General features: G+C 62.8%; 19 protein-coding genes, 1 other RNA gene and 1 pseudogene. 7 read left to right on the top strand and 14 right to left on the bottom strand.

Annotated features, from left to right (window positions below):
* Positions 1 to 221 precede the first annotated feature (221 nt).
* From IB264_RS14455 to IB264_RS14415, 9 genes are all read right to left on the bottom strand, one after another.
* A complete protein-coding gene (locus tag IB264_RS14455; protein ID WP_371412250.1) occupies positions 222 to 1,661 on the bottom strand; it encodes a DegQ family serine endoprotease in 1,440 nt (479 codons plus the stop codon).
* A 466-nt stretch (positions 1,662 to 2,127) separates the two neighbouring features.
* Complete coding sequence (locus IB264_RS14450; protein ID WP_025427669.1) at positions 2,128 to 2,514, bottom strand: ACT domain-containing protein; 387 nt, start codon at positions 2,512 to 2,514, stop codon at positions 2,128 to 2,130.
* 5 nt (positions 2,515 to 2,519) lie between these two features.
* Positions 2,520 to 2,705: a DUF2065 domain-containing protein gene (locus IB264_RS14445; RefSeq protein ID WP_025427670.1), complete on the bottom strand. Its 186-nt coding sequence runs from the start codon at positions 2,703 to 2,705 to the stop codon at positions 2,520 to 2,522.
* 7 nt (positions 2,706 to 2,712) lie between these two features.
* Positions 2,713 to 3,636: a protease modulator HflC gene (gene hflC / locus IB264_RS14440; protein WP_025427671.1), complete on the bottom strand. Its 924-nt coding sequence runs from the start codon at positions 3,634 to 3,636 to the stop codon at positions 2,713 to 2,715.
* Positions 3,633 to 4,730 (bottom strand): FtsH protease activity modulator HflK, encoded by a 1,098-nt coding sequence (gene hflK / locus IB264_RS14435; RefSeq protein ID WP_025427672.1) that lies wholly within the window; start codon positions 4,728 to 4,730, stop codon positions 3,633 to 3,635. Before hflK ends, hflC begins: the two co-directional genes overlap by 4 nt.
* Before the next feature lie 253 nt (positions 4,731 to 4,983).
* Positions 4,984 to 5,520 carry a dihydrofolate reductase gene (locus IB264_RS14430; RefSeq protein WP_025427673.1) on the bottom strand — a complete coding sequence of 179 codons (537 nt, stop codon included), beginning with the start codon at positions 5,518 to 5,520 and terminating at the stop codon, positions 4,984 to 4,986.
* Positions 5,513 to 6,118, bottom strand: a complete 606-nt coding sequence (locus tag IB264_RS14425; RefSeq protein WP_025427674.1) for a glutathione S-transferase — start codon at positions 6,116 to 6,118, stop codon at positions 5,513 to 5,515. The genes IB264_RS14430 and IB264_RS14425 overlap by 8 nt, the downstream gene beginning before the upstream one ends.
* 151 nt (positions 6,119 to 6,269) lie before the next feature.
* Entirely contained in the window at positions 6,270 to 7,064 is a 795-nt protein-coding gene (locus IB264_RS14420) for a thymidylate synthase (RefSeq protein WP_025427675.1), read from the bottom strand.
* Positions 7,065 to 7,227: 163 nt separating this feature from the next.
* Positions 7,228 to 7,536, bottom strand: coding sequence for a DUF2853 family protein (locus IB264_RS14415; protein ID WP_025427676.1), 309 nt, complete (start codon positions 7,534 to 7,536; stop codon positions 7,228 to 7,230).
* Positions 7,537 to 7,680: 144 nt separating this feature from the next.
* Here IB264_RS14415 and ssrA point away from each other — a divergent pair.
* The 4 genes from ssrA (at position 7,681) to IB264_RS14395 (ending at position 9,350) form a co-directional block, all read left to right on the top strand.
* Positions 7,681 to 8,044, top strand: a transfer-messenger RNA (tmRNA) gene (gene ssrA / locus IB264_RS14410).
* Positions 8,045 to 8,155: 111 nt separating this feature from the next.
* Positions 8,156 to 8,671, top strand: coding sequence for an SspB family protein (locus tag IB264_RS14405; RefSeq protein WP_025427677.1), 516 nt, complete (start codon positions 8,156 to 8,158; stop codon positions 8,669 to 8,671).
* A 20-nt stretch (positions 8,672 to 8,691) separates the two neighbouring features.
* Positions 8,692 to 8,901: a DUF4169 family protein gene (locus IB264_RS14400; RefSeq protein WP_025427678.1), complete on the top strand. Its 210-nt coding sequence runs from the start codon at positions 8,692 to 8,694 to the stop codon at positions 8,899 to 8,901.
* Positions 8,902 to 9,113: 212 nt separating this feature from the next.
* Positions 9,114 to 9,350 carry a ribbon-helix-helix domain-containing protein gene (locus IB264_RS14395; RefSeq protein ID WP_025427679.1) on the top strand — a complete coding sequence of 79 codons (237 nt, stop codon included), beginning with the start codon at positions 9,114 to 9,116 and terminating at the stop codon, positions 9,348 to 9,350.
* On the opposite strand, the gene IB264_RS14390 is transcribed toward IB264_RS14395, so the two are convergent.
* The gene (locus IB264_RS14390) at positions 9,330 to 10,214 is read right to left on the bottom strand and encodes a GGDEF domain-containing protein (protein ID WP_025427680.1); all 885 of its coding nucleotides are present in this window, start codon (positions 10,212 to 10,214) and stop codon (positions 9,330 to 9,332) included. The genes IB264_RS14395 and IB264_RS14390 overlap by 21 nt on opposite strands.
* A gap of 401 nt (positions 10,215 to 10,615) precedes the next feature.
* On the opposite strand from IB264_RS14390, the gene IB264_RS14385 reads away from it, so the two are divergent.
* Complete coding sequence (locus IB264_RS14385) at positions 10,616 to 11,407, top strand: hypothetical protein (protein WP_025427681.1); 792 nt, start codon at positions 10,616 to 10,618, stop codon at positions 11,405 to 11,407.
* A 389-nt stretch (positions 11,408 to 11,796) separates the two neighbouring features.
* On the opposite strand, the gene IB264_RS14380 is transcribed toward IB264_RS14385, so the two are convergent.
* Entirely contained in the window at positions 11,797 to 15,534 is a 3,738-nt protein-coding gene (locus IB264_RS14380) for an AsmA-like C-terminal region-containing protein (RefSeq protein WP_025427682.1), read from the bottom strand.
* A gap of 167 nt (positions 15,535 to 15,701) precedes the next feature.
* Positions 15,702 to 17,108, bottom strand: a complete 1,407-nt coding sequence (locus IB264_RS14375) for an FAD-binding oxidoreductase (protein ID WP_025427683.1) — start codon at positions 17,106 to 17,108, stop codon at positions 15,702 to 15,704.
* A 320-nt stretch (positions 17,109 to 17,428) separates the two neighbouring features.
* Here IB264_RS14375 and IB264_RS14370 point away from each other — a divergent pair.
* A pseudogene (locus IB264_RS14370) lies at positions 17,429 to 17,865 on the top strand (DUF1772 domain-containing protein).
* A gap of 76 nt (positions 17,866 to 17,941) precedes the next feature.
* Here IB264_RS14370 and IB264_RS14365 read toward each other — a convergent pair.
* Both IB264_RS14365 and IB264_RS14360 read right to left on the bottom strand, forming a co-directional pair.
* On the bottom strand, positions 17,942 to 21,082 hold the full coding sequence (locus IB264_RS14365; protein ID WP_025427684.1) for an efflux RND transporter permease subunit: 3,141 nt from the start codon (positions 21,080 to 21,082) through the stop codon (positions 17,942 to 17,944).
* Positions 21,079 to 22,263: an efflux RND transporter periplasmic adaptor subunit gene (locus IB264_RS14360; protein ID WP_025427685.1), complete on the bottom strand. Its 1,185-nt coding sequence runs from the start codon at positions 22,261 to 22,263 to the stop codon at positions 21,079 to 21,081. The genes IB264_RS14365 and IB264_RS14360 overlap by 4 nt, the downstream gene beginning before the upstream one ends.
* A gap of 316 nt (positions 22,264 to 22,579) precedes the next feature.
* Here IB264_RS14360 and IB264_RS14355 point away from each other — a divergent pair, with 316 nt between their 5' ends.
* A complete protein-coding gene (locus IB264_RS14355; RefSeq protein ID WP_025427686.1) occupies positions 22,580 to 23,401 on the top strand; it encodes a cyclase family protein in 822 nt (273 codons plus the stop codon).
* Positions 23,402 to 23,498: the final 97 nt, after the last annotated feature.

Below are 23,498 nucleotides of genomic sequence, written 5' to 3'. Positions count from 1 at the left end.
ATGCAGCAATTCAAAGTGCGACAGCGACCTTTGCGCGTCCAATAAGACGCGCGACGCTGTAGATCGCCCGAAGCGCCACCGCATAATACTGAGCTTCGACCGCTGCCGGTTCAGGGAAGACACCGCCTTGAATCGAAATCTCAGGGATCGGAATCAAGCCGGGAGAGAACGGCGCGATCATCCTGAAAGGATTCAGGAAAAGGCCATCGCGCCACGCCGTCCTATTCCATGCGCACGGTGACGAAGCGCAATTCGCCGGTCTTGTTGGAAAGCATCAGCAGCGCATTGCGCCGGCCGTCGGACTTCAGCTCTTCAACGCGCTCGGAGACGTCGTCAGGCGTATCCATCGCTTCCTGGCCGACCTCGACGATAACGTCACCCGGCTCCACCCGCCGCTCGGCGGCGGCAGAGCCTGCCTGGACCTCGGCGATCACCACGCCTTCGACATCGTCGGCAATGCCGAACTTCTTGCGGCTTTCGGCATTGAGCGTGGTCAGCTTCATGCCGAGCACCGTGTCGGTGGCGGGCAGCTCGGCTGCCGGCGGCTGATCCGTCTTCTTGTCCTCGCCGCCTTCTTCATTGGTGGTTACCGCGGCATTGGCGATGCCCTCGCCATCCTCGAGCCGTCCGAGCGTGACCTTGACCGTCTGCTCCTTGCCGTCGCGGATGATCACCACGTCGACGGCCTTGCCGACGGCACTTTCGGCGACCGCCCGCGGCAGGTCGCGCATCTCGGAGACGTCCTTGCCATCGAACTTGATGATGACGTCGCCGGCCTTGATCTCGCCCTTGGCGATCGGCCCGCCCTCGATAATGCCCGAGACCAGAGCGCCGCGCGGCGAGGCCATCTTCAGGCTTTCAGCGATATCGTCCGTCACCGGCTGGATGCGCACGCCAAGCCAGCCGCGCCGCGTCTCGCCGAAATCCTTCAGCTGCAGCACGACATTGGCGGCAAGCTCGGTCGGAACCGAGAAGCCGATACCGATCGAGCCGCCCGTCGGCGAAATGATCGCCGTGTTGATGCCGATCACCTCGCCCTGCATGTTGAACAGCGGGCCGCCCGAGTTGCCGCGGTTGATGGCGGCGTCCGTTTGGATGAAATTGTCGTAGGGGCCGGCATTGATGTTCCGGCCGCGCGCCGAGATGATGCCGACGGAGACAGAGCCGCCAAAGCCGAACGGGTTGCCGATCGCCATGACCCAATCGCCGATCCGCATCTTGCGGGAATCGCCGAAGGGTACTGCCTTCAGCGGCGTCTTCGGCTCGACCTTGAGCACCGCGAGGTCGGTCTTGGTATCCTTGCCGACGAGCTTGGCCTTCAGCTTGCTGCCATTGGCGAAGATCACTTCGATATCGTCGGCACCCTCGATCACGTGATTGTTGGTGACGATGACGCCGGCGGGATCGATGACGAAGCCGGAGCCGAGCGAATTGACGGTGCGCTGGCGGTTGCCGCCCTTGTCGCCCTGCCCCTTGAAGAACTCGTCGAAGAAGTCCTGATAGGGCGAGCCCTCCGGCACCTGCGGCGTCGGCGCATCGTCGTCGTTCTTGACGCGCTGGGACGTCGAAATGTTCACGACCGCATCAAGCAGGCCGGCCGCAAGGTCGGCGACGGATGCGGGGCCATTGCTCGGCGGGCGAACGGCGGCCGTCTGCGCCATGGCCGCATTGGACAGAAGCAGCGTGGCGGCCAGCGCCAGAGCGCCGAAGGATTTCGATCGAGTGGACAATTCGCGGAGCTCCTCACATTGTCTCGGCGGTGCGGCGCCCTTGAAGGTAGCCGCGTCATGCGATGCTCTGCAGCCCCATGCGCCCGACAAAGAGCAAGGGTCGCTGCAGCGACTTTGATTTGCCGCATAATTTATCCCACGATCGATCCCGATCGGAAGACTTATGCAGCCGGTGACAGCGACGCGATCCGGGGATCACGTTGCACCCGATCTTCCAGTGAAGATACGGCGGAATTCAGAAGCGTCCAGACACGATTTTCTGATCCGCTCGAAAGTGCGGATACGGAGCCTACAGCGCCGCGCGTCAAATATGACGCGCTAAGGACGCTGTAGCACTTCAGGCTCACTGCATAATTTCTCCTTAAATCGAATCCGATTTAAGGAATTATGCAGTAGATCAGATGGTGATCTCGTGCCCGTGCTCTTTCAGCGCCTGCACCGCTTTGTCGAGATCGGAGCCCGGCACGAAGATATAGTCGGTGCTGAAGGTCGAATTGGCAAAGACGCCGATGCCCGCGGCCGACAGCGGCCTGAGCACGGAAGAAAGCACGCCGGGCACGTCGACGCTGAAATGCTGTTCGATACGGAAGCAGCGCCAGCCGAGCGAACTCTGGGTGCTGGAAGGGACGCGCGCGGCGCGACAGACGAGGGTCATTTCCTCTCGCGAGCTGGACACGGTCCAGAAACCCGGCCCCGGCAGCCATTCCGGCATCTGGGAACCGACATTGAGACGGGTGATCGCATATTCGGCATCGACCAGCCGGATCAGCAGTTTATGTGGCATTCGCATTATCCTCGAAGCAACCAGACAAGTCCGACACCGGCGGCAACGGAAAATACCCCGGCCAGTCGAAGCTGATGCTCCGGGACATACGGCAAACGCTTCGCCAATTCCACTAAAACCAAAGGGGCCAGTGCGTACACCAGCCCCTCGATGATCAGGAAAAAAGCAATCCCGGTCAGAAAGTCGGACATTGTCCGCTTAGTTCCCGGTCGCCGGTTGCGTCTCTGTCGCAGCCGGTGCTTTGCCTTCCGAGTCATTGAAATAACGGAAGAACTCCGAATGCGGCGACAGCACGAGCGTCGTGTCCGAGCTACCGATGGACTCCGTATAGGCGGTCATCGAACGGTAGAATTCGAAGAACTTCGGATCGCGCGCAAATGCGTCGGCAAAGGTCTTCGTCCGTTCGGCTTCGCCTTCACCGCGCAGGATTTCCGATTCGCGCTGGGCGTCGGCGACGATCTCGACGACCTGACGGTCGGCGATGGCGCGGCGACGCTGGCCGGCTTCGTTACCGCGGGCACGGATCAGTTCGGCTTCCGCCAGACGCTCAGCCTTCATGCGGTCGAAGGTCTGCTGCGAGACTTCCTGCGTAAGGTCTGTGCGACGGATGCGAACGTCCTCGATGTTGAGGCCGAGCGATTCGGCATCGGTTTTGAGGTCGGCGCGAACTTCGCGCATCATCGATGCACGCTCGTCGGACAGCGCTGCCTCGAAGCCACGCAGACCGTAGACGCGACGCAGCGATGCGTCGAGACGGGTGCGCAGACGTGCCTCGGCAGAATCGCGGTCGCCCGAAACGGTTTCGCGGAAGCGACGGGGATCGGCGATCTTGTAGATGACGAAGGCGTCGACTTCATAGAACTTGCCGCCCGAAACCTGGACGCGGATGTTGTCGAGATCGAAGCGCAGGGCCTGGTCTTCGACATACTGCACGCGATCGGCATCCATGAAGGCGAAGGGCAGCTTGAAGTAGAGGCCCGGCTGGGTCTTGACGTCCTGGATCTGACCGAAGCGAACGACGATCGCCTGCTGGCGTTCGTTGACCACGAAGATCGACGAATAGAGACCGACCAGGACGACGGCGAGCAGGATCAGGATGATTGAAGTACGATTGTTGATCACTGTGCGCCTCCCGACTGTGCCGGCCGACCGATTTCATTCAGCGGCAGATAGGGCACGACGCCCTGCCCGTTCTTCTCGTCGATGATGACCTTCTTCGACTTGCCGAGAACGCCTTGCATCGTTTCGAGATAGAGACGCTTGCGGGTTACATCAGGCGCCTTTGAATATTCGTCATAAACAGAGATGAAGCGCTGGGCCTCACCTTGCGCTTCCTTGACGACGCGGCCCTTGTAGGCGGCTGCCTCTTCGCGGATCTGCGCGCCCTGACCGCGGGCCTTGCCGAGGATCTGGTTGGCGTACTGGTTGGCTTCTTCGACGAAGCGGTCTTCGTCCTGCTCGGCACGCTGCACTTCGTCGAACGCATCGGCGACTTCGCGCGGCGGGGCCGCATCCTCGATCGCCACGGTGTTGACGGAAACGCCGGCGCCGTAGCTGTCCATCGTTGCCTGGATCGTGCTCTTCACGTCGGCGGCGATCGCCTGACGGTTATCGCGGAAAATGTCCTGGGCCGGACGACGGCCGACCACTTCGCGCATCGCGCTTTCGGCGACCTGCTGCAGCGTGTCAGCCGGATTTTCGACGTTGAAGAGGTAGGCCTTCGGATCCGTGACCGAGAACAGCACCGAGAACTGAACGTTGACGATGTTCTGGTCGCCGGTGAGCATCAGGCCGGCATTGGACTGACCGCTGTTGCGGCCGCCGATGTTCTGCTGCTGCTCGGTGATCTTGACGAACTCGACGGTTTCGAGCGGCCAGAAGTGATAGTGCAGGCCCGGCATCGAGATCTCGTCCTTCGGCTTGCCGAAGCGCATTTCGACGCCGCGTTCATCCGGCTGGACGGTGTAGATCGAGTTGATCAGGATGAAGCCGACGATCAGCAGGCCGACGATGGCGAAGATGCCGCCGTTGAAACCGCCGGGAACGACGTTCTTCAGCTGATCCTGGCCACGGCGAATGATCTCTTCGAGATCCGGCGGTCCGCCCTTGCCGCCGCCACGCGGCCGGTTCGGCCCCTGGCCCCATGGCCCCTGATTGCCTCCGCCGCCGCCGCCGCCCCAAGGGCCGCCGCCGCCATTCTGATTGCTCCAGGGCATCAAAACCTCTCTTTTGAATACTGCTCACGCTGAACTGCCGCGCGAATGCACGGACGTCCACGATGTGAACCCGTTATAGGTATGACATGCACCGCTTTCAACGCGATACGCCAGAGTTCACCGTAAATGGTTCAAAATAGTTGACGAATGGCCCATTACGCGCGGCGCGCCAAACATGACGCGCCAAGGACAGCGCTTCAAACTCGCTGCATAACTTTCTCCTTAGATCGATGCCGATTTTAGGAGGCATGCATTAGCGCGTGGCCCGGCGCCGCCACGTCACGAAATGCATGGCATGGCTGTCTTTCTCGCCCTGCGGCAGGTCCTCTTCGAACACCTTGTCGAAAACGTCAGGGTCGATATCCGGAAAGCGAGTATCGCCTTCGACTTCCGCCTGAACCTCTGTGATGTGCAGGATATCGGCGACGCCGATCGATTGCCGGTAGATCTCGCCGCCGCCAATAACGCAGATCTCGTCTGCCCCTGATGCCGACGCTTCGCGCCGCGCTGCGCCCAGCGCCTCCTCCAGCGAATGCGCGACGGTCGCGCCCTCAGCAGTAAAATCTGCGCTGCGGCTGATGACGATGTTCGCTCGGCCGGGCAGCGGACGTCCGATCGAGGCCCAGGTCTTGCGCCCCATGATCACGGGCTTGCCGATCGTCAGCGCCTTGAAGCGCTTGAGATCGGTGGAAAGCCGCCACGGCAGATCGCCGTCGCGGCCGATGACGCCGTTGGCGGCAACCGCGACGACGATGGAGATTTTCGGCTCGTTGGTGCTGGTATCAGTCATGGAACCCATTCGGTTTGCTGTCGATTTCACTTGCCCTGACATAGGCTGCCCGGTCCGTGACCACCCGGATATAGCGGTCGACGACCTCACTCTCGGGCAGGATCTTGCGCATCCATTGCAGTGCGCTGGCCAAAAGCAGGTCGGCGGCGCTCATCGTCGCGCCGAGCAGATAGGTCTGTCGGTTGAGCACGTCGATCACATGGGCGCACATTTCGCTGTAGAGCCGCGCCTGCGCCGGATTGTTGATCGTCGCGCCGGTGATGTGGGCCAGCGCCGTCGGCTCGATCACGCCGGCATAATAGGCAAGCCAGGAGAGATAGGCGCCGCGCTCGGGATGGCCGGGCGCCCGGCCGAGACTGCATTCGGGGTGAAGGTCGGTGAGATATTGTACCACGGCCGCCGATTCCCAGATCAGCGCACCCTTGTGCAAGAGCGCCGGCACCTGCTTGTGCGGATGCGGATTGTTGTCGTCGGGTGCGCCGGTGCCATCCCAGCGGCGGATCGAGACATAGCGGATCTCGTATTCCGCGCCGATCTCCTCGAGCAGCCAGACGATACGCGACGAGCGCGACAAGGGTGCGTGGACGAGCGTCAGCATCGAAACCTCCCGACAGCGCCTCGCCGAACATGATGCGCAAAGGCCGCTGTAACATCTGAACTCCGTAAGAAACGGCAAACCCTCCCGGTCTGCCGCCGTTACGCGAATGCCCGTATCGACCGCCTGCCCGCACCCCCGAGGCGACGACGCCTCAGACGGCGATCGGCGCCTTGATGGTTGAATCAGCTTCGTAGCCGACCAGGGTAAAGTCTTCAAAACGGAACGAAAACAGATCCTTGACGTCTGGCTTGATCTGCATGGTCGGCAGCGTCTTCGGCGTGCGGGCAAGCTGCAGCCGTGCCTGGTCGAAATGGTTGTGGTAGATATGCGCGTCGCCGAAGGTATGGACGAAATCGCCCGGCTTCAGCCCGGTCACCTGCGCCACCATCATCGTCAGAAGCGCGTAGGAGGCGATGTTGAACGGCACGCCGAGGAAGATGTCGGCCGAACGCTGATAGAGCTGGCAGGAAAGCTTGCCGTCGGCGACATAGAACTGGAACAGGCAATGGCACGGCGGCAGGGCCATCTCGTCGACCAGCGCCGGGTTCCAGGCGGAAACGATATGACGGCGCGAGTTCGGATTGGTCTTCAGGCTTTCGACAAGACCGGCGATCTGGTCGATATGCCGCCCGTCCGGCGCCGGCCAGGAGCGCCACTGGTAGCCGTAGACGGGCCCGAGATCGCCGTTTTCGTCCGCCCATTCGTCCCAAATGCTGACGCCGTTTTCCTTGAGATAGGCGATATTGGTCTCGCCCTTCAGGAACCACAGCAGTTCGTGGATGATCGAGCGCAGGTGCAGCTTCTTGGTGGTCAGCACCGGGAAGCCTTGCGAAAGATCGAAACGCATCTGGTAGCCGAAGACCGAGCGCGTCCCCGTTCCCGTCCGGTCACCCCGGTCGGTTCCGCTGGTCATCACATGGTCGAGGAAGTCGAGATATTGCTGCATGGTCTGGCGCCGCCGATTCGTGTTGTCCCAAATTTAGGGTGAAGCCGGCGGCAAACCAATGTCCCGGGGGTGTTTATCCCGCATATTCAGCCGCGCTCAAAGCGGGATCAAGGAAAGTGCGCGCGGTTTTCCGCCTGCATCCCGCCTTCACAATGAACGTGATCTACAGCGTTTGCAGCTTACCGAGGTTCTTGGCCACCAGATAATAGAAGGTCACGCGTGACTTGGATCGATCTGCCGACATCGCCTTCGTCGTCGCCGAAATGGCCGCATCCGCTTCCGCACCCACGACGCCGAGCTTCTTCTCGCACCATTTTTCCCTAACGCGATCGAGTTCCTTGGGGTCCGTGGCCGACACGAGCGAGGAATCCTTGTTGCGCAGTGCAATGCCGAGATGGCGCACGATCTTGTTCACAACAGCTTCGTCGGCGCCGCTGTCATACTTCTGCACATCTGCGAGATAGTCAGTCATGATGCCTCCAGATTGATCTTGCTCGATAAACCGCAGCGCCCTTGCAGGCCGCGTGCAGCAGCCGGAGTTTTTCACGGCTGCCATTCATGTCAAGGCGTTTGGCATGTCAGGGGTTTTGGAAAAGCTGCGATATATCCGTGCTTTCCCCTTTTCTTCAGCGCCGGAAAGACCTATATGACAGATGCCGTCTTCGGGCGGCTATGGCAATAAACGGGCGGTGAAATAAACCCATTGGACCCGGGGGCGGTACCCGGCGCCTCCACCAAAAACCGGTCGAGATTTCGATGACCGGCTTTTGATGGGGGCGAAATAGGATCGACAAGGGCGTAAAGATCGACTTTTTGCTCGGCATTGTACCACCGTTATCGGGCTAAACTTATAGTTGCAAACGACAACTATGCTGAAGCACGTCTCGCTGCCTAACGGCGGTGCGACACTTCAAATCAAGTCCTTCCGGGTAGCACCGTAAGGCGGGGTCCGAAGGCACCTGGCAACAGAAGCCTTCACCTTCTCCCCCGCTTCGAAATGGTCTATAGATGCTTGAATAATTGACTCGTCATATCGAGACGGGCAATGGAAAGCCGACAGTAGAATTGAGTTCGAGAAAGACGGGAATCTCATGGGCCAGGACCACATTCGCTACGACATTCTGGCGCAGGACGCGCTTCGCGGCGTCATCCGCAAGGTGCTGACCGAGGTTGCGGCCACCGGCCACCTGCCCGGCGAGCACCATTTCTTCATCACCTTCCTGACCGGCGCGCCGGGTGTTCGCATCTCGCAGCACCTGAAATCCAAGTATCCCGAGCAGATGACCATCGTCGTGCAGCACCAGTTCTGGGAACTCAAGGTTTCCGAGGCCGGCTTCGAAATCGGCCTGTCCTTCTCCGATACGCCGGAGCGGCTGGTCATTCCGTTCAATGCCATTCGCGGCTTCTACGACCCCTCGGTCAATTTCGAACTCGAATTCGACGTGGCGACGGCCGAAGAGGAAGAGGCCGAATCGGCGGAGATCACCGCCTATCCCGTTCCTGAAACCGATGGCGAAGTGCCGCCCAAGGACCCGGAAAAATCCGGCGACGCCAAGAACGGCGGCGGCTCGGTGGTTTCGCTCGACTCCTTCCGCAAGAAGAACTGAGGCAAGCGAAAGGACGCGGCATGAGTGGTGACGTCGTCAATCTACGCCAGTTCCGCAAGCGCAATGCCCGCGCCGAAAAAGAAAAGCAGGCCGAACAGAACCGCATCTCGTTCGGCCGCACCAAGGCCGAGAAATCGCTGACCGACGCCTTGAATGCGAAGGCGGCAAAGGCCCTCGACCAGGGGCGCCGCGAACCTTCCGGCGATCGACCTGACGAGGCCGAGGACTGAAGCGCCGCGCGCACGAACGGCTGCGGAACGTTTAAAGCGTTACAGCGACCTTTGCGCGTCTAATAAGACGCGCGGCGCTGTAGAGATCGCGACGCGCTTTAGAACGTCGAACCCGGCGCACGACCTGCAAAAAAGCGATTCCGCTTCAATGACTTGCAGCAACGTCCCGAATCAAACCGCCAACGACTTGAATCAATTTGCGAGCTCCGGCGATGATCCGAAAACACTCCGCCACCTTGCACGGCCACCGCACCAGCTTCTCGCTGGAAGATCCGTTCTGGTTGGAGCTGAAGACGATCGCGGCCGCCCGCGCCATGCCGATCGCCCAACTGATCGTCGAGATCGACGATGCGCGTGGCGCCGACAGCAACCTGTCTTCGGCGCTCCGCGTCTACGTTCTCGACTGGATCAAGGCGAATATAGAGCTGTCAGCGGCCAGCGACACTTGACGGCTCTTCGCCTGGCTCATCGCGGCCGCTTCCGAATGTCTCGGTGAAGACGCCTGCAAGCCCCTCGCGCAGCTGGTTTGCCATCGCCCTGATGCCGCCCGGCCGACGCAAATACTCGACCAGGCAAACCCGGTTGCGCCCGGTATTCTTGGCGAGATAGAGCTGGTCGTCGGCGATCTTGAAGACATCCTCATAGTGGGCGGGATAGCTGAACAGCGCCACACCGACGCTGACAGTGACTGGCTCTGCGCCCGGCGCGATCGCCTGCCCGCGCTCGGCCACCGCCAACCGAATTCGCTCCGCCATCGCCCCTATCGTTTCGGGACGGGCATAGGGAACGAAAACGCCGAATTCCTCTCCGCCGAGGCGCCCCGTCAGGCCGCTACCGTCCACTGCCTGGCGCATCTCGGTTGCTATCGCCACCAATGCCTGATCGCCGGCCAGATGGCCGTGGCAATCGTTGATGCGTTTGAAGTGGTCGGCGTCCAGCACCATCAGCGCCGACGTCGGCGGAAACGGCTCGAGGTCCTGATCGGCAAAGAATGCGGTGACATCCGATGTGAAGGCGGCACGGTTGAGACAGCCCGTCAGGCCGTCATAGCGACTGGCCAGCGTCAGAAGATCGTTGGCAAGTGCCAACTGTTGGAGCTTGATGCCGATGAAGGCGAAAAGCGGGATGGCCAGCAGCAGCGGAATGAACAGCGCAAGGCGCATTGAGGTCGCCATCAGCTCGCCGCCGAACGGGACGATGTAGTAATAAGTGATGAGAAGGGCAACGGCCGTGCAGCCGGCAGTGCCTGAAAACGTCCAGTTCATGATCCAGATGATCGCGCGGCGATCAAGGCCCTGCTCCAGCGACTTCATGCCACCCCCCGTTGCAGGCCTCACTGTGAAGGCAGGATGCTAACTCCTGCTCAATCAATCCATTAGGATTTTAGGGGTCTCCCCATTTCAGCGCGCAAAAGCAGGCATTCGGCGCAGGAGCGGGATTGCCTTCACAAACCAGATGCATGCCTCAGCACCCGTCCCTGAACACACCAATCCGGGAAAATTTGAAGCACACGCCGACAGAAACATAGACTTGAGATTGCAACTGTGGCCCATCCCACCGGTTTCTGTGTGCTTGGCGCCACAGCTCGGGCATTTCGGTAACGCTTGATCCGGCAATAAACGCGAATGGGCTTGTTTAGACTGCACTAATTTCAAACAATCATACAGTTGCCAGCGCGCGAGAGTCGCTGGCTGGACAGGAGAGGGAGGAACCCATGAAGCTCTATGCTCGTATCGGTCTGGCCACGTGTTTGACTTTGTCATCGGCCGCCATCGCCAGCGCCGCCGATATCGCACCCCTTCTTGCACCCACAGCCCAACAGCAGGAGACGGAGAGCGGCTGGAAGTTCACCGTTGCACCCTACTTCTGGATGGCGGGCCTGACGGGCGACACCGCCCAGTTCGGTCTCCCTGAGGTGCACATCGATTCAAGCTTCGGAGATATCTGGGACCATCTCGATTTCGCTTTCATGGCGACGGGCGAAGCCCGCAACGGGCCCTACAGCATCTTCGGCGACGTGATCTATACCGACCTTTCCGCCGACGGCCACACGCCGAACGGCATTCTTGCCAATAGCGTCGATGTGAAATCGAAGACCTTTGCCGGATTGCTTGGCGTCGGTTATGCGATCTACGAAGATCAATCGTCCAACCTGGATTTCGTCGGCGGCCTGAAAGTCTGGTCGGTTGATTCGACGCTTTCGTTCTCAGGCGGCCTGCTCAACGGTAGGAAACGCGAAGACAGTGCGACATGGGTCGATGCGGTCGCGGGCTTGCGCGGCGCCTATTACTTCACGCCCGAGTTCTATATGACCGGCTGGGGGCTGGTCGGTGCGGGCGGCGCGGATCTCGACTGGGATGCAGCGCTCGGTCTCGGCTACAAGTTCACGGATACGATCTCAGTCGTCGCCGGCTACCGCGCACTCGGCGTCGACTACAGCGACGACGGCTTCAAGTTCGACGCCGTGCAACACGGACCGATCCTCGGCGTTGCCATCCACTTCTGAACCGGGACGCGGCGACGCTTCGCAATCCTGGCCGAAAGATTCTATGCTCCAATGCGAGCTGGAGACCCAAGCATTTCCAGGAAAAGTGCGAGGCGGTTTTCCGTCAGGAAATGCGTAAGAACAAAGAGACAGAGCATTTCTGCGACTCCGCTTAAACTGGAAACGATCCAAGCGTGATCGTCCGGTGTGAGCACGCGGGCGACAAACCGCACAGCTGCACGCCCGACGGCACGCACAGCTACAGCGACCTTTGCGCGTCTTATTAGACGGGCAAAGGTCGCTGTAGCACTTTGAATTGCTGCCTGTTGTTATCCTTAAATCGAATAGGATTTAAGGAACCATGCAGTAGGCCAACGCCTATGCGGCGCGCAACCGCGATGCCGGCAAGACTATTGCACGGTAATGTCGGGCAAGACGTCGAAATTCAGCCCCTGGCCGCCCGGTTTCTGCGGGCCTTCGACGGTACCTGTATTCGGCTGCGCCTGCGCTGGCGCGCCCAGCTGCTGTTGCTGCTGGCGTTCGCGTTCGGCCTGAGCAGCCTCTTCCGCCGCCTTGCGGGCCGCCTCGGCGCGGGCGGCGAGATCCGCCTTCACCCGCTCCGCCTCGACTGCCGCAGCGGCGCGGCGCCGTTCTTCGGCGATCGCCCGCAGGCGCTCGACTTCACGCTGCTGCGCCTTTGCCTTGTAGAGCTGCACCTCGCGGCGCAGCCGCTGCTTCTCAAGCACGTTGGCCTGCAGCGTCTCGACGCGCCGGCGCTCGCGCTCGAAGGCCCGAAGCGAGAGGAAATTCGAGAGATCGGCAACATCGAGGCTGACGCCTGGCGATGCCAGCAGTCCCGCGAAGCCGAGCCGCACGCGCGGCTCAGCGCCAGCAAGCGCCTCGTCACCCGGACGGAAAGTCATGTCGATGCCGGCATCGATGCGTTCTGCCGCAAGGTCGAGCGACGCCTCGCCGGCAAAAGCTGCGTTGCCGTCGGCGGCCGTCACGTTCTGTGCCCGCAGCACGCCGCCGGCGATGCTGAAGGGCACCTTGACCACACCGACGACCGACTGGCCCGAAAACACCGTCGCCTCCGCCGCCTGGCGGATCGCGTCAGCTGAAATCTCCATCTTCAGCGCATCGGCAGTCGCCATCAACTGCGGCAGGGCGGCGCTGTTGATGCCGTTGAGTGTCACGCCGTTGAAGGTCGCAGTGCCCGAGCCGCTTGCCGAATGCGCCATGGCTTGCGCGTTCGCGCCCGATGCCTCCAGCGCCACGGACAGGTCGAAGGTGCCGGTGGCAACCGGCGCGCCTGCCCGCATCCAGCCCGCCTGCGCCAGATCGCCGCCCTTGACGTCGAGACGCGAGCGCAGGAAGCCGGAACCGTTGGCATTGCCGATCTGCACCCGGCCCTCAAGTTTGCCGCCGAGCCAGTCGCCGGTCGCGTCGGTGAAGGCGATCTCGTCGCCCTTCCATTCCATCTTGCCGACAAAATTTCCAACGGCGCCGTAGAAGCCCGGCCAGAAATTGGCCGCCTGCACATCCAGGGCCACGTTGAGGCCGGTCCAGGCCGCCTGGGCGACCGGCGTTTTCGACAGCGCGCCGGTCGACATGTCCTGAACCTGGCCGAGGATGCCCTCGGCGAGCCAGGCGAGATCGAGCGTTGCAAGGTTGATCTGGCCCTCCGCCTTGCCCGGCACCTTGCGGTCGATCGTCAGCGCGCCTGCAAAGCCGTTGTTATCCGCCTTGCCTTCGACCGTTGTAAGGGCGATCGCCTCCGGTGTCGTCGCCACGTCGGCCGAAACAGAGATCGGCAGGCCACTGCCCGTCTGTGGCAGGGCGATGCCCTGCTGCAGCAGATAAGGTTCGAGGTCTTCCGTCTGCAGCGTCAGCTTGGCCTGGCCCTCGAGGAAATGGTCGCGCGAAAGATCGAAGCTGCCCTTGGCGGCAAGCGCCGTCTTCTCAGTGGTAAAGGTCACCGTGCCATTGGCGTTGGAGCCATCGGTGCTCTGCAGCTTGACCGAGAGGATGCCGTTGGCGTCCGCATCGAATGGCAGCGGATCGAACCCGGCCTGGCCGAGCAGCAACAGCGTCTGCGGGTTTTCGAGCGTCGCTTCGAGCAGCATGCCCTTGCCGGCAAGCGCCTGGGCCATGTCGGGCGCCTGATAGCTGGCGGCGATCTTGGTGCCGTTGGCCGTGCCGAAGATGCCGAAGGTCGCGGGCGCGTTGCCTTCCTTGTTGCCGGCGGTCAGCGTCACGTCGAAGGCGGCGTCCGTGTAGTACGGGCCAGCCTTGGTCAGCCGACGAAGGGCCGGATGATCGACGGCGTGCCGGCCGATCATTTCCAGGAACGGCGTCAGATCGTTGGCCGCGAGCTTCATCTTGGCCGAAATGACGGGCTTTGCGAGATCGCCGCTGGCGCGGCCGGAAAAGGCAAGCTGCGCGCCGGCAAGCGAGCCGATCGCCACGCGCTCGGCCTGTAGCTGGCCGTTCTTGAGCGTCACCACCGCCTGAACGTCGCGGGCATCTTCGCCGAAGGCGGAGAACTCGTCGGCCGAAAGGTCGGCAGCGATCGCGTGCTGCATCAATGTCGAGGTCGAGGCATCGCCGGCGACGAGGCCAGCCAGCGCCTGCAAGGCTTCGAGATCGATGCGGTTGCCGTTCAGCTGCAGCGAAAGGTTCGGCTGCTGCTCGGCGAAGGACTGGCGCTCGAGCCGCCCCTTGAGGCTGGCATCGCCGGCCGCGACTTCAAGGTTTTCGAACTGCTGCAGCGTGTCGGTCAGGTTGACGGTTGCCGAAAAACCCGCGGTCTTCAGCTTGCGGATGGCCGGGTCGACAGAGCCGGCCAGCCAGCTCGCCAGCCCCGACGGCTGGTTGGACGCGAGCAGCAGGTCGCCGCGGAAGGAGCGCTGACCCTTGAGGTTGAGCCGTCCCTTGGCCTCGAGCTGGGTGCGACCGGGCAGAAGCGCCACGACATTGTCGATTACCCATCCGGCGCCATCAGGCTGTACGTCGATGCGCACGTCGCGCACCGTCGTATCGCCGATGACGATCGCCGGCAGCTTCAAACTGGCCCTGCCCGGCACCTGCGGAATGGGAATGTCGGCAGCGATCGCCAGCATCGCTTCCAGCCGCTGGCGCATGGAGATCGCCGGGTCGCGCCCGGTCTTGCCGTTGCTGCCGGAATTGCCGATGCGGCTGACGTCGATCTGCTGGCCGTCGGCAATTAGCAGGAACTTCTGCTCCTTGCCGGTGTCGAGCGTCGCCTCGCCGGTCACCACGTAAGGATCATCCGAAGGACCGACCTCGAAGCGATACTCCGGCACACGGATGCTCTCATTGGTCAGCTGGAAATCGCCGTTGATGCGCAGCGGCGCATGGTCGTCGACTTCTTTGGCCTCGCCCTGCGGGCGGTTTTCGGTCAGCGTGAAGCGGCCGCCGTAAAGCGGCTTGAAGTCGACGATCTTCAGCGCGCCATCGAGCTCGACGCCGAATGGACGCTTGTCCGGCGTCACCCGCGCCTTGAGGCTGAGCGCGCCCGCCTCGTCCACCTTGTTACTGGCAAAGGCAAAACTGCCGGCCTCGCCGTCCAATGCCGCACGACCTTCGACCTTCCAGGGGCCGGCCAGCGACCGGGCCGAAAGATCGGCGGCAAGGTCGGTCACGCGCCGGGTGCGGCCGGTCTGCTCGTCGATGAATTCGATCTCGCCCTGGGTGATCTCTACGTTTTCAAGCACCACCGTCTTGGCGGGGATCGCCGTGCGCGTACCACGCGCCCAGTCGAGCGTACCGTCGGAAAGCAGCCGGACCTTGGCCTTGGGCCGGTCGAGGCGCATGTCGAAGATTAGCGCTTCGCCACTCAGGAACGGCGCAAGCTCCGCGCTCATCGAGAATTGTTCGACCTGGATCAGCGGTTCGCGCGCATCGCTGCCGCCGACACGCACGTCGTTGAGCGTCACGGTCGGGAACGGGATCAGGCGTGCGTCGACGCGGCCGTGCACGACGACGGGTTTGCCCATGATGCGGCTAGCCTCGCGCTCGAATTCCTTGCGGAAACCCGTCCAGTCGATGAACCACGGGGCGATCAGCGCCGCAAAGAGCGCAACAACCACAAGACCGCCGATGGCAACCAGAATTCGCGAAAGCACCGTGCCTACATTCCCATCAAGTTCTCGGGGCGCCTGTCGACGCCGTCTGCGTCCATATGAACGCCAAAGGGACGTTTCCGTCCATTACAATTGCGCGGGCGCGCCCGCCTTTGCCCCAAAGGGGTAGTGGCCGCGCGGCCGCGTGTCCCCTCGCCCGTCGTCTCGCGTCAGGCGAAGATCTTGCCGGGGTTGAAGATATTCTGCGGGTCGAGAGAACGCTTGACCTGCCGCATCAGATCCAGCGCGTCGCCGAGTTCGGCTTCGAGGAACGGCATCTTGCCCTGACCGATGCCGTGTTCGCCGGTGCAGGTCCCGTCCATCGACAGCGCCCGCGCATTCAGCCGCTCGACGAAGGCCTCGGCCCGCGCCACGTCGGCGGCGTCCTTGTCGTCAAACAGCAGGCCGACGTGGAAGTTGCCGTCGCCCGCGTGGCCGACGATCGGTGCCGTCAGACCGTGCTGGGCGATGTCGTCATGGGTCGCCGCAACGCAATCGGCCAGCCGCGAGATCGGCACACAGACATCGGTGGAGAGAATTGCAGCCCCGGGGATCAGGCTCTTCTGGGCCCAGTAGGCGTTGTGCCGCGCCTTCCACAGCCGCGCCCGCTCTTCCGGGTTGGTCGTCCAGATGAAGCCGCTAGAGCCGAATTCCGACGCAATTTCGGCAAAGTGCCGCGATTGCATCTCGACGCTCTCGCTGTTCCCATGGAATTCGACAAAAAGCGTCGGCGTTTCCTCATAGGAAAGGCCGGAGTAGCCGTTGCACGCCTTCATCTGCAAAGCGTCCAACAGCTCGATGCGGGCGACCGGAATGCCGGACTGGATCGTCAGGATCACCGCGTTGCAGGCATCGGCAATCGTCGGGAACGGGCAGACGCCGCCGGAGATGACCTCGGGAATGCCCTGCAGCCGGAGCGTGATCGAGGTGATGATGCCGAGCGTGCCCTCGGCCCCGACGAAGAGCCGGGTCAGGTCATAGCCGGCAGACGACTTGCGTGCCCGATGCGCGGTGCGCACCTCGCGCCCGTCTGATGTCACCACCGTCAGCGCCAGCACATTGTCCTTCATCGTGCCGTAGCGCACCGCGTTGGTGCCGGACGCCCGCGTCGAGGCCATGCCGCCGATCGAGGCGTTGGCGCCGGGATCGATCGGGAAGAACAGGCCGGTGTCGCGCAGATAGGTGTTCAGCTCCTCGCGGGTGATGCCGGGCTCGACCCGGCAATCCAAGTCTTCCGCGTTGACCTCGAGCACCCGGTTCATCCGCATCATGTCGACGGAAATGCCACCGTTCGGCGCGTTGACGTGGCCCTCGAGCGAGGATCCGGTGCCAAAGGGAATGAGCGGCACGGCATTTGCGGCTGCGATCGCAACGATCTCGCGCACCTCGTCGGCACTCTCGGGGAAGACGACGCCATCGGGAAGCTGCGCCGGGATGTAGGTGGTGGTGTGGGCATGCTGGGCACGGATCGCTTCGCCCGTCTGGAACCGATCGCCGAATCGGGCAGCAAGCTGCCCCTTTGCGGTTTCGATCCCGGTTTCGTTTCTCGAGCCAGCTCTGATCGCCTTCAATGCCACGGAAAACGTCCCTTCTTCATGCCATTCGCGCTGCCCCATTCCGACATAGGGGAAGCGCTTTCATTTCAAGGCGCTACTGTGCAAATCGGAATCACTTTGTCCAGACGTTCACGCAGTCTCCGGCAGACTATCGCGTGAAAACGCCGCTGGTGAGACCTGAGTGTCACAAAGCTTTCGCATTGCGACGGATAACGTCGATCAGAATTCCCTCCCGGATCTGCCCTTGAGCCGGCAGCTCTGCGCCCAACGACGACACCTATCGTTGTGCAGCCCCTGACGGTATATACTGAAGGGAGAGAGGAGAAGGTCAAATGCTCGGTCTGCTCGGTCTGCTCGCTTTGTTTACCGCAGCGGTATTCTTCGGCGCCGCCGTCTACATCAACGTCGCCGAACACCCGGCAAGGCTTCACCTCGATGAGCGGCCCTCGCCCAATGGGTGCCGGCCTACCGGCGAGGTTTCGAGATGCAAGCCTCGCTCGCAATCATCTCGGGCCTGCTCGGCGCTGCCGCATGGTGGCAGAGTGACAATGCACTTTGGGGCCTAGGGGCAGCAATCATCATTCTGAACTGGCCCTACACGATCCTCGTCATCATGCCGATCAACCGACGCCTCGAGGCAACGCGGCCGGATGAGGCGAGCGAGGAAACCCGCGCGCTTCTCCGCCGCTGGGCGAGGCTCCACGCCGGCAGGAGTGCGCTGGGCGCGATCGCAGCGGTGGTCTTTCTGATCGCCGCCTGGCTTGAACTTCAGGGTTAGCGCTTTTTAGAGCCAGGGAGCAGCGCGACAGGCGGTCAGCGTTGACATCTTCGCTGCCGACGCTGAGAGCCCGCCGCTATTTCGTTTCGAGCGCGGCCGCCGCTTCCATTTCCTCGTGCAGCTTGCGCTCCTCGTCCGCATGCGGCTTCGTGAGCCCAGCAATGACGAGATAGGCGACCGGCGTGAGATAGAGCGTCACGACCACGGCAAGGCCGAGCCCGCCGACCAGCACCCAGCCGAGCGCAATGCGCGCCTCGGCACCGGCACCGCTTGCCAGCACCAGCGGCACCGCGCCGACGATGGTGGCGATCATCGTCATCATCACCGGCCTGAGGCGAATGTTGGCGGCGTTCTCGATCGCCGTGCGCACATCCTGGCCGCGATCACGCAGCTGGTTGGCGAATTCGACGATCAGGATGCCGTTCTTCGCCATGATGCCGACAAGCATGACCAGGCCGATCTGGCTGTAGATGTTAAGCGTGTTGCCGGTCATGATCATCGCAAAGATCGCGCAGGCAAGCCCGAGCGGCACCGTCGCCATGATGATGAAGCCGCTGATGAAGCTTTCGAACTGCGCCGCCAGCACCAGGAAGATGATGACGAGGGCAAAGCCGAAGGTGATGACGAGGCCGTTGGCGTTCTCGTTGAGGGTGGCAGCCTCGGCCAGCGGCATGATGCGCGAGCCCGGCGGCAGCAGCGGCTCGGCCATCTGCTCGACCATGGTCAGCGCCTCACCGAGCGCCAGGTCGGACTTGAGCCCGGCCGACAGCGACACGGCGCGAAGCTGCGATTCGCGCGAGAGCTGCGGCGCCACGGCGGTTTCCTCGACGCTGGCGATCGTCGACATCGGCACGATCTTGCCGTCGCCGGCTTTCAGAAAGATGTTCTGCAGGTCGGTCGGGTCGTTGACCGGATTGGTCGAGGACAGGAGCTTGACCGGGTAGGATTCGCCGTCGACATAGACATCGACGACGCTGTTGCCGTCGAGCATCGCCTGCAGCGCCCAGGCAAGGCCGCCGATATCGACGCCCATGTCGGATGCCCGCTCGCGGTCGATGGTGATCGAAAGCTGCGCCTGGTTGGCCTCATAGTTCAGCCGCACATTCTCGAAGCGCCCGGTGTCTTCCATCTGGCGCACCAGCTTTGCCGCGGCATCGCCGAGCTTGGTGTAGTCGTTACCAACAAGCGCCACCTGCAGGCCGCTGCCGGCGCCGCGAATGCCGAGGCTGTTGGGCTGCATCGCAAACACCCGCACCGAGGGGATGCGCGCCGTCACCTTGTTGATGTCGGAGACGATCTGCTGCTGGCTGCGGTCGCGCTTGTCCCAGGGGGCAAGCGTCAGCACCATGAAGCCGCTATTGGCCGAACCACCCTGGCCGGAGATCGAGAAGATGTTGTCGATCTCGCCGGATTTGACCAGCGGCTGCAGCCCGTCCTCGATCCGGCGCATCTGCGCCTGCGCATATTCCAGCGACACGCCCTGCGGCGCGTTGATGCGCATCATCACCTGCGAGCGGTCCTCGCTCGGTGTCAGTTCCGATTTCAGCGTCATGAAGCCGATGCCGCCCATGGCGGTGAAGAAGGCGGCAACGACGAAGACGATCAGCGGCGCATTGAGGCAACCGCGCAACGTGACCCGGTAGAATTCCGAAGCCCGTGCCCCGAACCGGCGCATCGGCCCCGGCTTCTCGTTGTGGGCCTCCTTTGTCAGCATGCGCGATGCCAGCATCGGGCAGAGCGTCAGCGACACGAAGGACGAAAGCAGGATCGAGAAGGCGAGCACGAAGCCGAACTCGCGGAAGAGCCCGCCTGTCTGGCCCGGCAGGAAGGACAGCGGCACGAACACGGCCGCAAGCGTCGCGGTCGTCGCCAGCACCGCGAAGAACACTTCGAGCGTGCCGTGCACGGCCGCGGCCCTTGGGCCCAGCCCTTCGGCCCGCCGTCGCACGATGTTTTCCAGAACCACGATCGCATCATCGACCACGAGCCCCGTGGCGAGCACGATCGCCAGCAGCGTCAGGATGTTGATCGAGAAGCCGGCCATGTAGATCGCCGCCACCGTCCCGATCAGCGCGATCGGCATGGTGATGGTCGGGATCAGCGTTGCGCGCCAGTCGAGCAGGAACATGTAGATGACGAGCGTGACGATGAAGATCGCCACGCCCAGCGCAATCTCGACCTCGTGGATGGCGCCGTTGATGAAGACGGCGTCGTCGCTGGTGATCCTGAGCTGCGTGCCCTCGGGAAGAATCTGCGTCTGGATCGTCTCGACGACCTTGCGCACGCCCTCGGAAATATCGACGGTATTGGATTGCGCCTGGCGGATGATGCCGAGGCCGATGCCCTGGCGGCCGTTGGAGCGCAGCGCCGTGGTGCCTGAATCGGGTCCGAGCGTCACCGTGCCGATGTCGCGCAGCCGCACATTGTTGACGAGGATGAGGTTTTCGAATTGCTCCGGCGTCTGCAGGTCGGCGGTGGCGCGCACCGAAATGTCCTGGCTGGCGCTCGTGAGCTTGCCGGCCGGCACGTCATAGGAGGCGTTGGCAAGGGCCGTCCTGAGGTCTGCCACCGTCACGCCGCGCCCGGCAAGCTTGGCTTGGTCGAGGTCGATGCGAAAGATTTTTTCCTGGTCGCCATAGACGGCAACGTCGGCGACGCCCTCGACGGCGGCCAGCCGGTCGCTGATCTCGTTTTCGACGAGCAGCGTCATGTCTTCCATCGACATGGTATCGGAGGTCAGCGCCAGGCGCATGATCGGTTGGCTGTCGGCGTCCGCCTTGACGATGCTCGGCTCGTCCGCCTGGTCGGGCAGCTGGTTGCGAACGCGCCCCAGCGCATCGCGGATATCGTTGGCCGCCTGGCCGATGTCGGTGGTGTCGGAGAATTGCAGCGTCACGCGGCTGCGGCCGAAGGACGAGGTCGAGGAGATGTCGCGGATGCCCTGCACGCGCGAGACCGCACCTTCGACGACCGATGTCACCTCGCGGTCCATGGTCTCGGGTGCTGCACCGTCGAGCGTCGTCGTCACGGAGACGACCGGCTGGTCGACCTGCGGCAGTTCGCGGATCTCGATGCCGTTCCAGGCCGCAAGGCCGGCGACGACGATCAGCGTGTTGACGACCAGGGCGAAGATCGGCCGGCGGATGAAAAGCGCGGTGAAGCCGGTCTTGCCGGCCTCGCGCGCGGTCTGGTGGCCGGGTTCCTTCGCGCCGCTCACTTCCCGTCCTCCGCGACCTTCTGCGCGGCATCGCGGCGCTCGCGCCCGGCAATGCGCACGTCGCCGCCGTCGCGCAGCCGCTGCACACCTTCGGTGACGACTTCGTCGCCTTCGCTCAAGGCCGCATCAACCAGCACCTTGTCGGGGTTGCGCTGGATGATCTTGACCGGAACCCGCTCGCTCTTGTCGGCGCTGACACGCCAGACATAGGAGCCTTCGGAGCTCCACTGGATCGCGAGCGGATCGACGGTCGGATAGGTGTCGCCATCGAATGCCATGGTCACCGAGAAGGACATGCCCGCCCGCAACGTGTCGTCAGGATTTTCCAGCCGCGCCCGCACGCGCAGCGTCCGGCTTGCCTGGTCCAGGCGGTTGTCGATGGCGTGAATGACGCCCTCGAGTTGGCTGCCCGGCTGGGCAATGGCGTGCGCTGTCACCGGCTGGCCGACGACGATCTTGCTCGCAAAACGCTCCGGCACCCAGAAGTCGACGAGGATTTCCGAGCGGTCGTCGACCACGGCGATCGGCGTCGTCGTGGTGACGTAGTCGCCGACATTGACGGTGATGATGCCGACAACGCCCTGCGACGGCGCAACGATATCGCGGCGCTTGAGGTCGAGCTCGGCGGTCTTGAGCGCAAGCTCCGCGGCCTGCATGGCGATTTCGGCGTCGCGCACGTCGACGGCGGTCACCGCGCGCGCTGTGCTGAGGTTGCGATAGCGCTCCAGTTTTTCGCGGGCACTGTCGCGCGTCAGCCGCGCCTGGTCGGCAGCAATCTTCTGGTCGTCGCTATCGAGCTTGGCGATCACCTGCCCCTGCGCCACCTTTTCGCCGGAGCGCACGAGAATTTCGGTGAGGTTGCCGGTGGCCGTCGGCGTCACGGTGACGGAGTGGATCGCCTCGCCGTTGCCGATCGCGTTCAGCCGGTCATTGACGACAGACGTTGCCGAAGGGCGAACCATGACGAGGATGGCGTCGTTGCCGCCCTGCCTGCGTCCGCCGCTGCCTTGGCCGCCCTCGCCCCCAGCGGCACCGCTCTGCTTGGAGATGGCATCGATCAGCGGATGCGAGACACCGATCGCGGCCAGCGTTTCGCCTGCTCCGGGCACGAACCGCACCCAGACGCCGGCACCCACCAAAAGCACAACGGCGCTCACCGCCAGCTGTTTCCAAACCCGCATTCATGTCTCCAAATATGCAAAACGCGCTCCTGCGCGGCACGCGCCGGCGGAACGTTCCGATTTGCCCAGAGTATCGTTGTTCGCACCTTTGTGGGCAACGGCGGAATGCCATCATTACGCAATTGTAATAAAAGCGTATTTGTTGGCGGCATGATGACATCAGCGCCATCGTGCGCCGGCAATCGCGATCGCCGTGTCATTCCATCAAAACGCACGGGACAAAGACCGTTTACAGCGATTTCCTCTGAGGTATCCTGCAACCGCTGGCAGCCATTGCCATCAGGTTTCGACCGCTTCTTGAGAGGGAAGCAAAGACATGTGCGATGCGTGCGTCGTGGAATCCGTAAAGCAGAAAATGTTGTCCCGCCGCAGCTTCTTCAAGGCAGCAGCCGTCGGCACAGCGGGCATCGCCGCCGCGAGCGCCGGTATCGCCCCGCCGGCGCTCGCCCAGGGACACACCGGCGTCACCGACCTCACCCACGAACTCTACGAGGAGTTCCCGACCTTCTTCGGCCAGCAGCAGTTCTTCCGCGAGCAAAAGTTCAGCTACGCCAAGGACAAGTTCAACCTGTTCGAGCTCCGGGTGAACGAACACACCGGCACCCATGTCGACGCGCCGCTGCATTTCTCCGCCGATGGTCTGTCGGTCGCCGAGCTGCCGGTTGAAAAGCTCGTCGTGCCACTCTGCGTCGTCGACATCCGCGAGAAGGCGTCCGCCGATGCCGATGCGCAAATAACACCCGACGACATCAAGGCCTGGGTCGCCGCCAATGGCGACATTCCGGAAAACGCCTGCGTCGCCATGCTTTCCGGTTGGGGAGCGCACCTTGGCACTGACAAGTTCCGCAATGCCGATGCAAACGGCAAGATGCACTTTCCCGGTTTCCACGCCGAGGCGGCGAAATACCTGCTCGACGAGACCAAGGCGGCCGGCATCGCCGTCGACACGCTTTCGCTCGACCATGGCCCCTCGCCTGATTTCGCCACCCACTATGCCTGGCTGCCGGAAGGCCGCTGGGGACTGGAGGCGGCCGCCAACCTCGACAAGGTGCCCGTCAAGGGCGCGACCCTCGTGCTTGGCGCGCCCAAACACCGCGGCGGCACCGGCGGTCCGGCGCGCGTGTTTGCGCTCGTCTAGAGCATACCCAGGAAAAATGCGAAGCGGTTTTCCGTGAGGAAATGCGTACAAGCAAAGAGGGATACCAACCTGCCGATCCGGCGGCGTCCGCCGCCGG

The sequence above is a fragment of the Ensifer sp. ENS11 genome (assembly GCF_014851895.1).
GTDB lineage: Bacteria > Pseudomonadota > Alphaproteobacteria > Rhizobiales > Rhizobiaceae > Ensifer > Ensifer canadensis.
The sequence above is the reverse complement of the archived record's forward strand: the minus strand, read 5'-3'. Positions and strand labels throughout refer to the sequence as shown.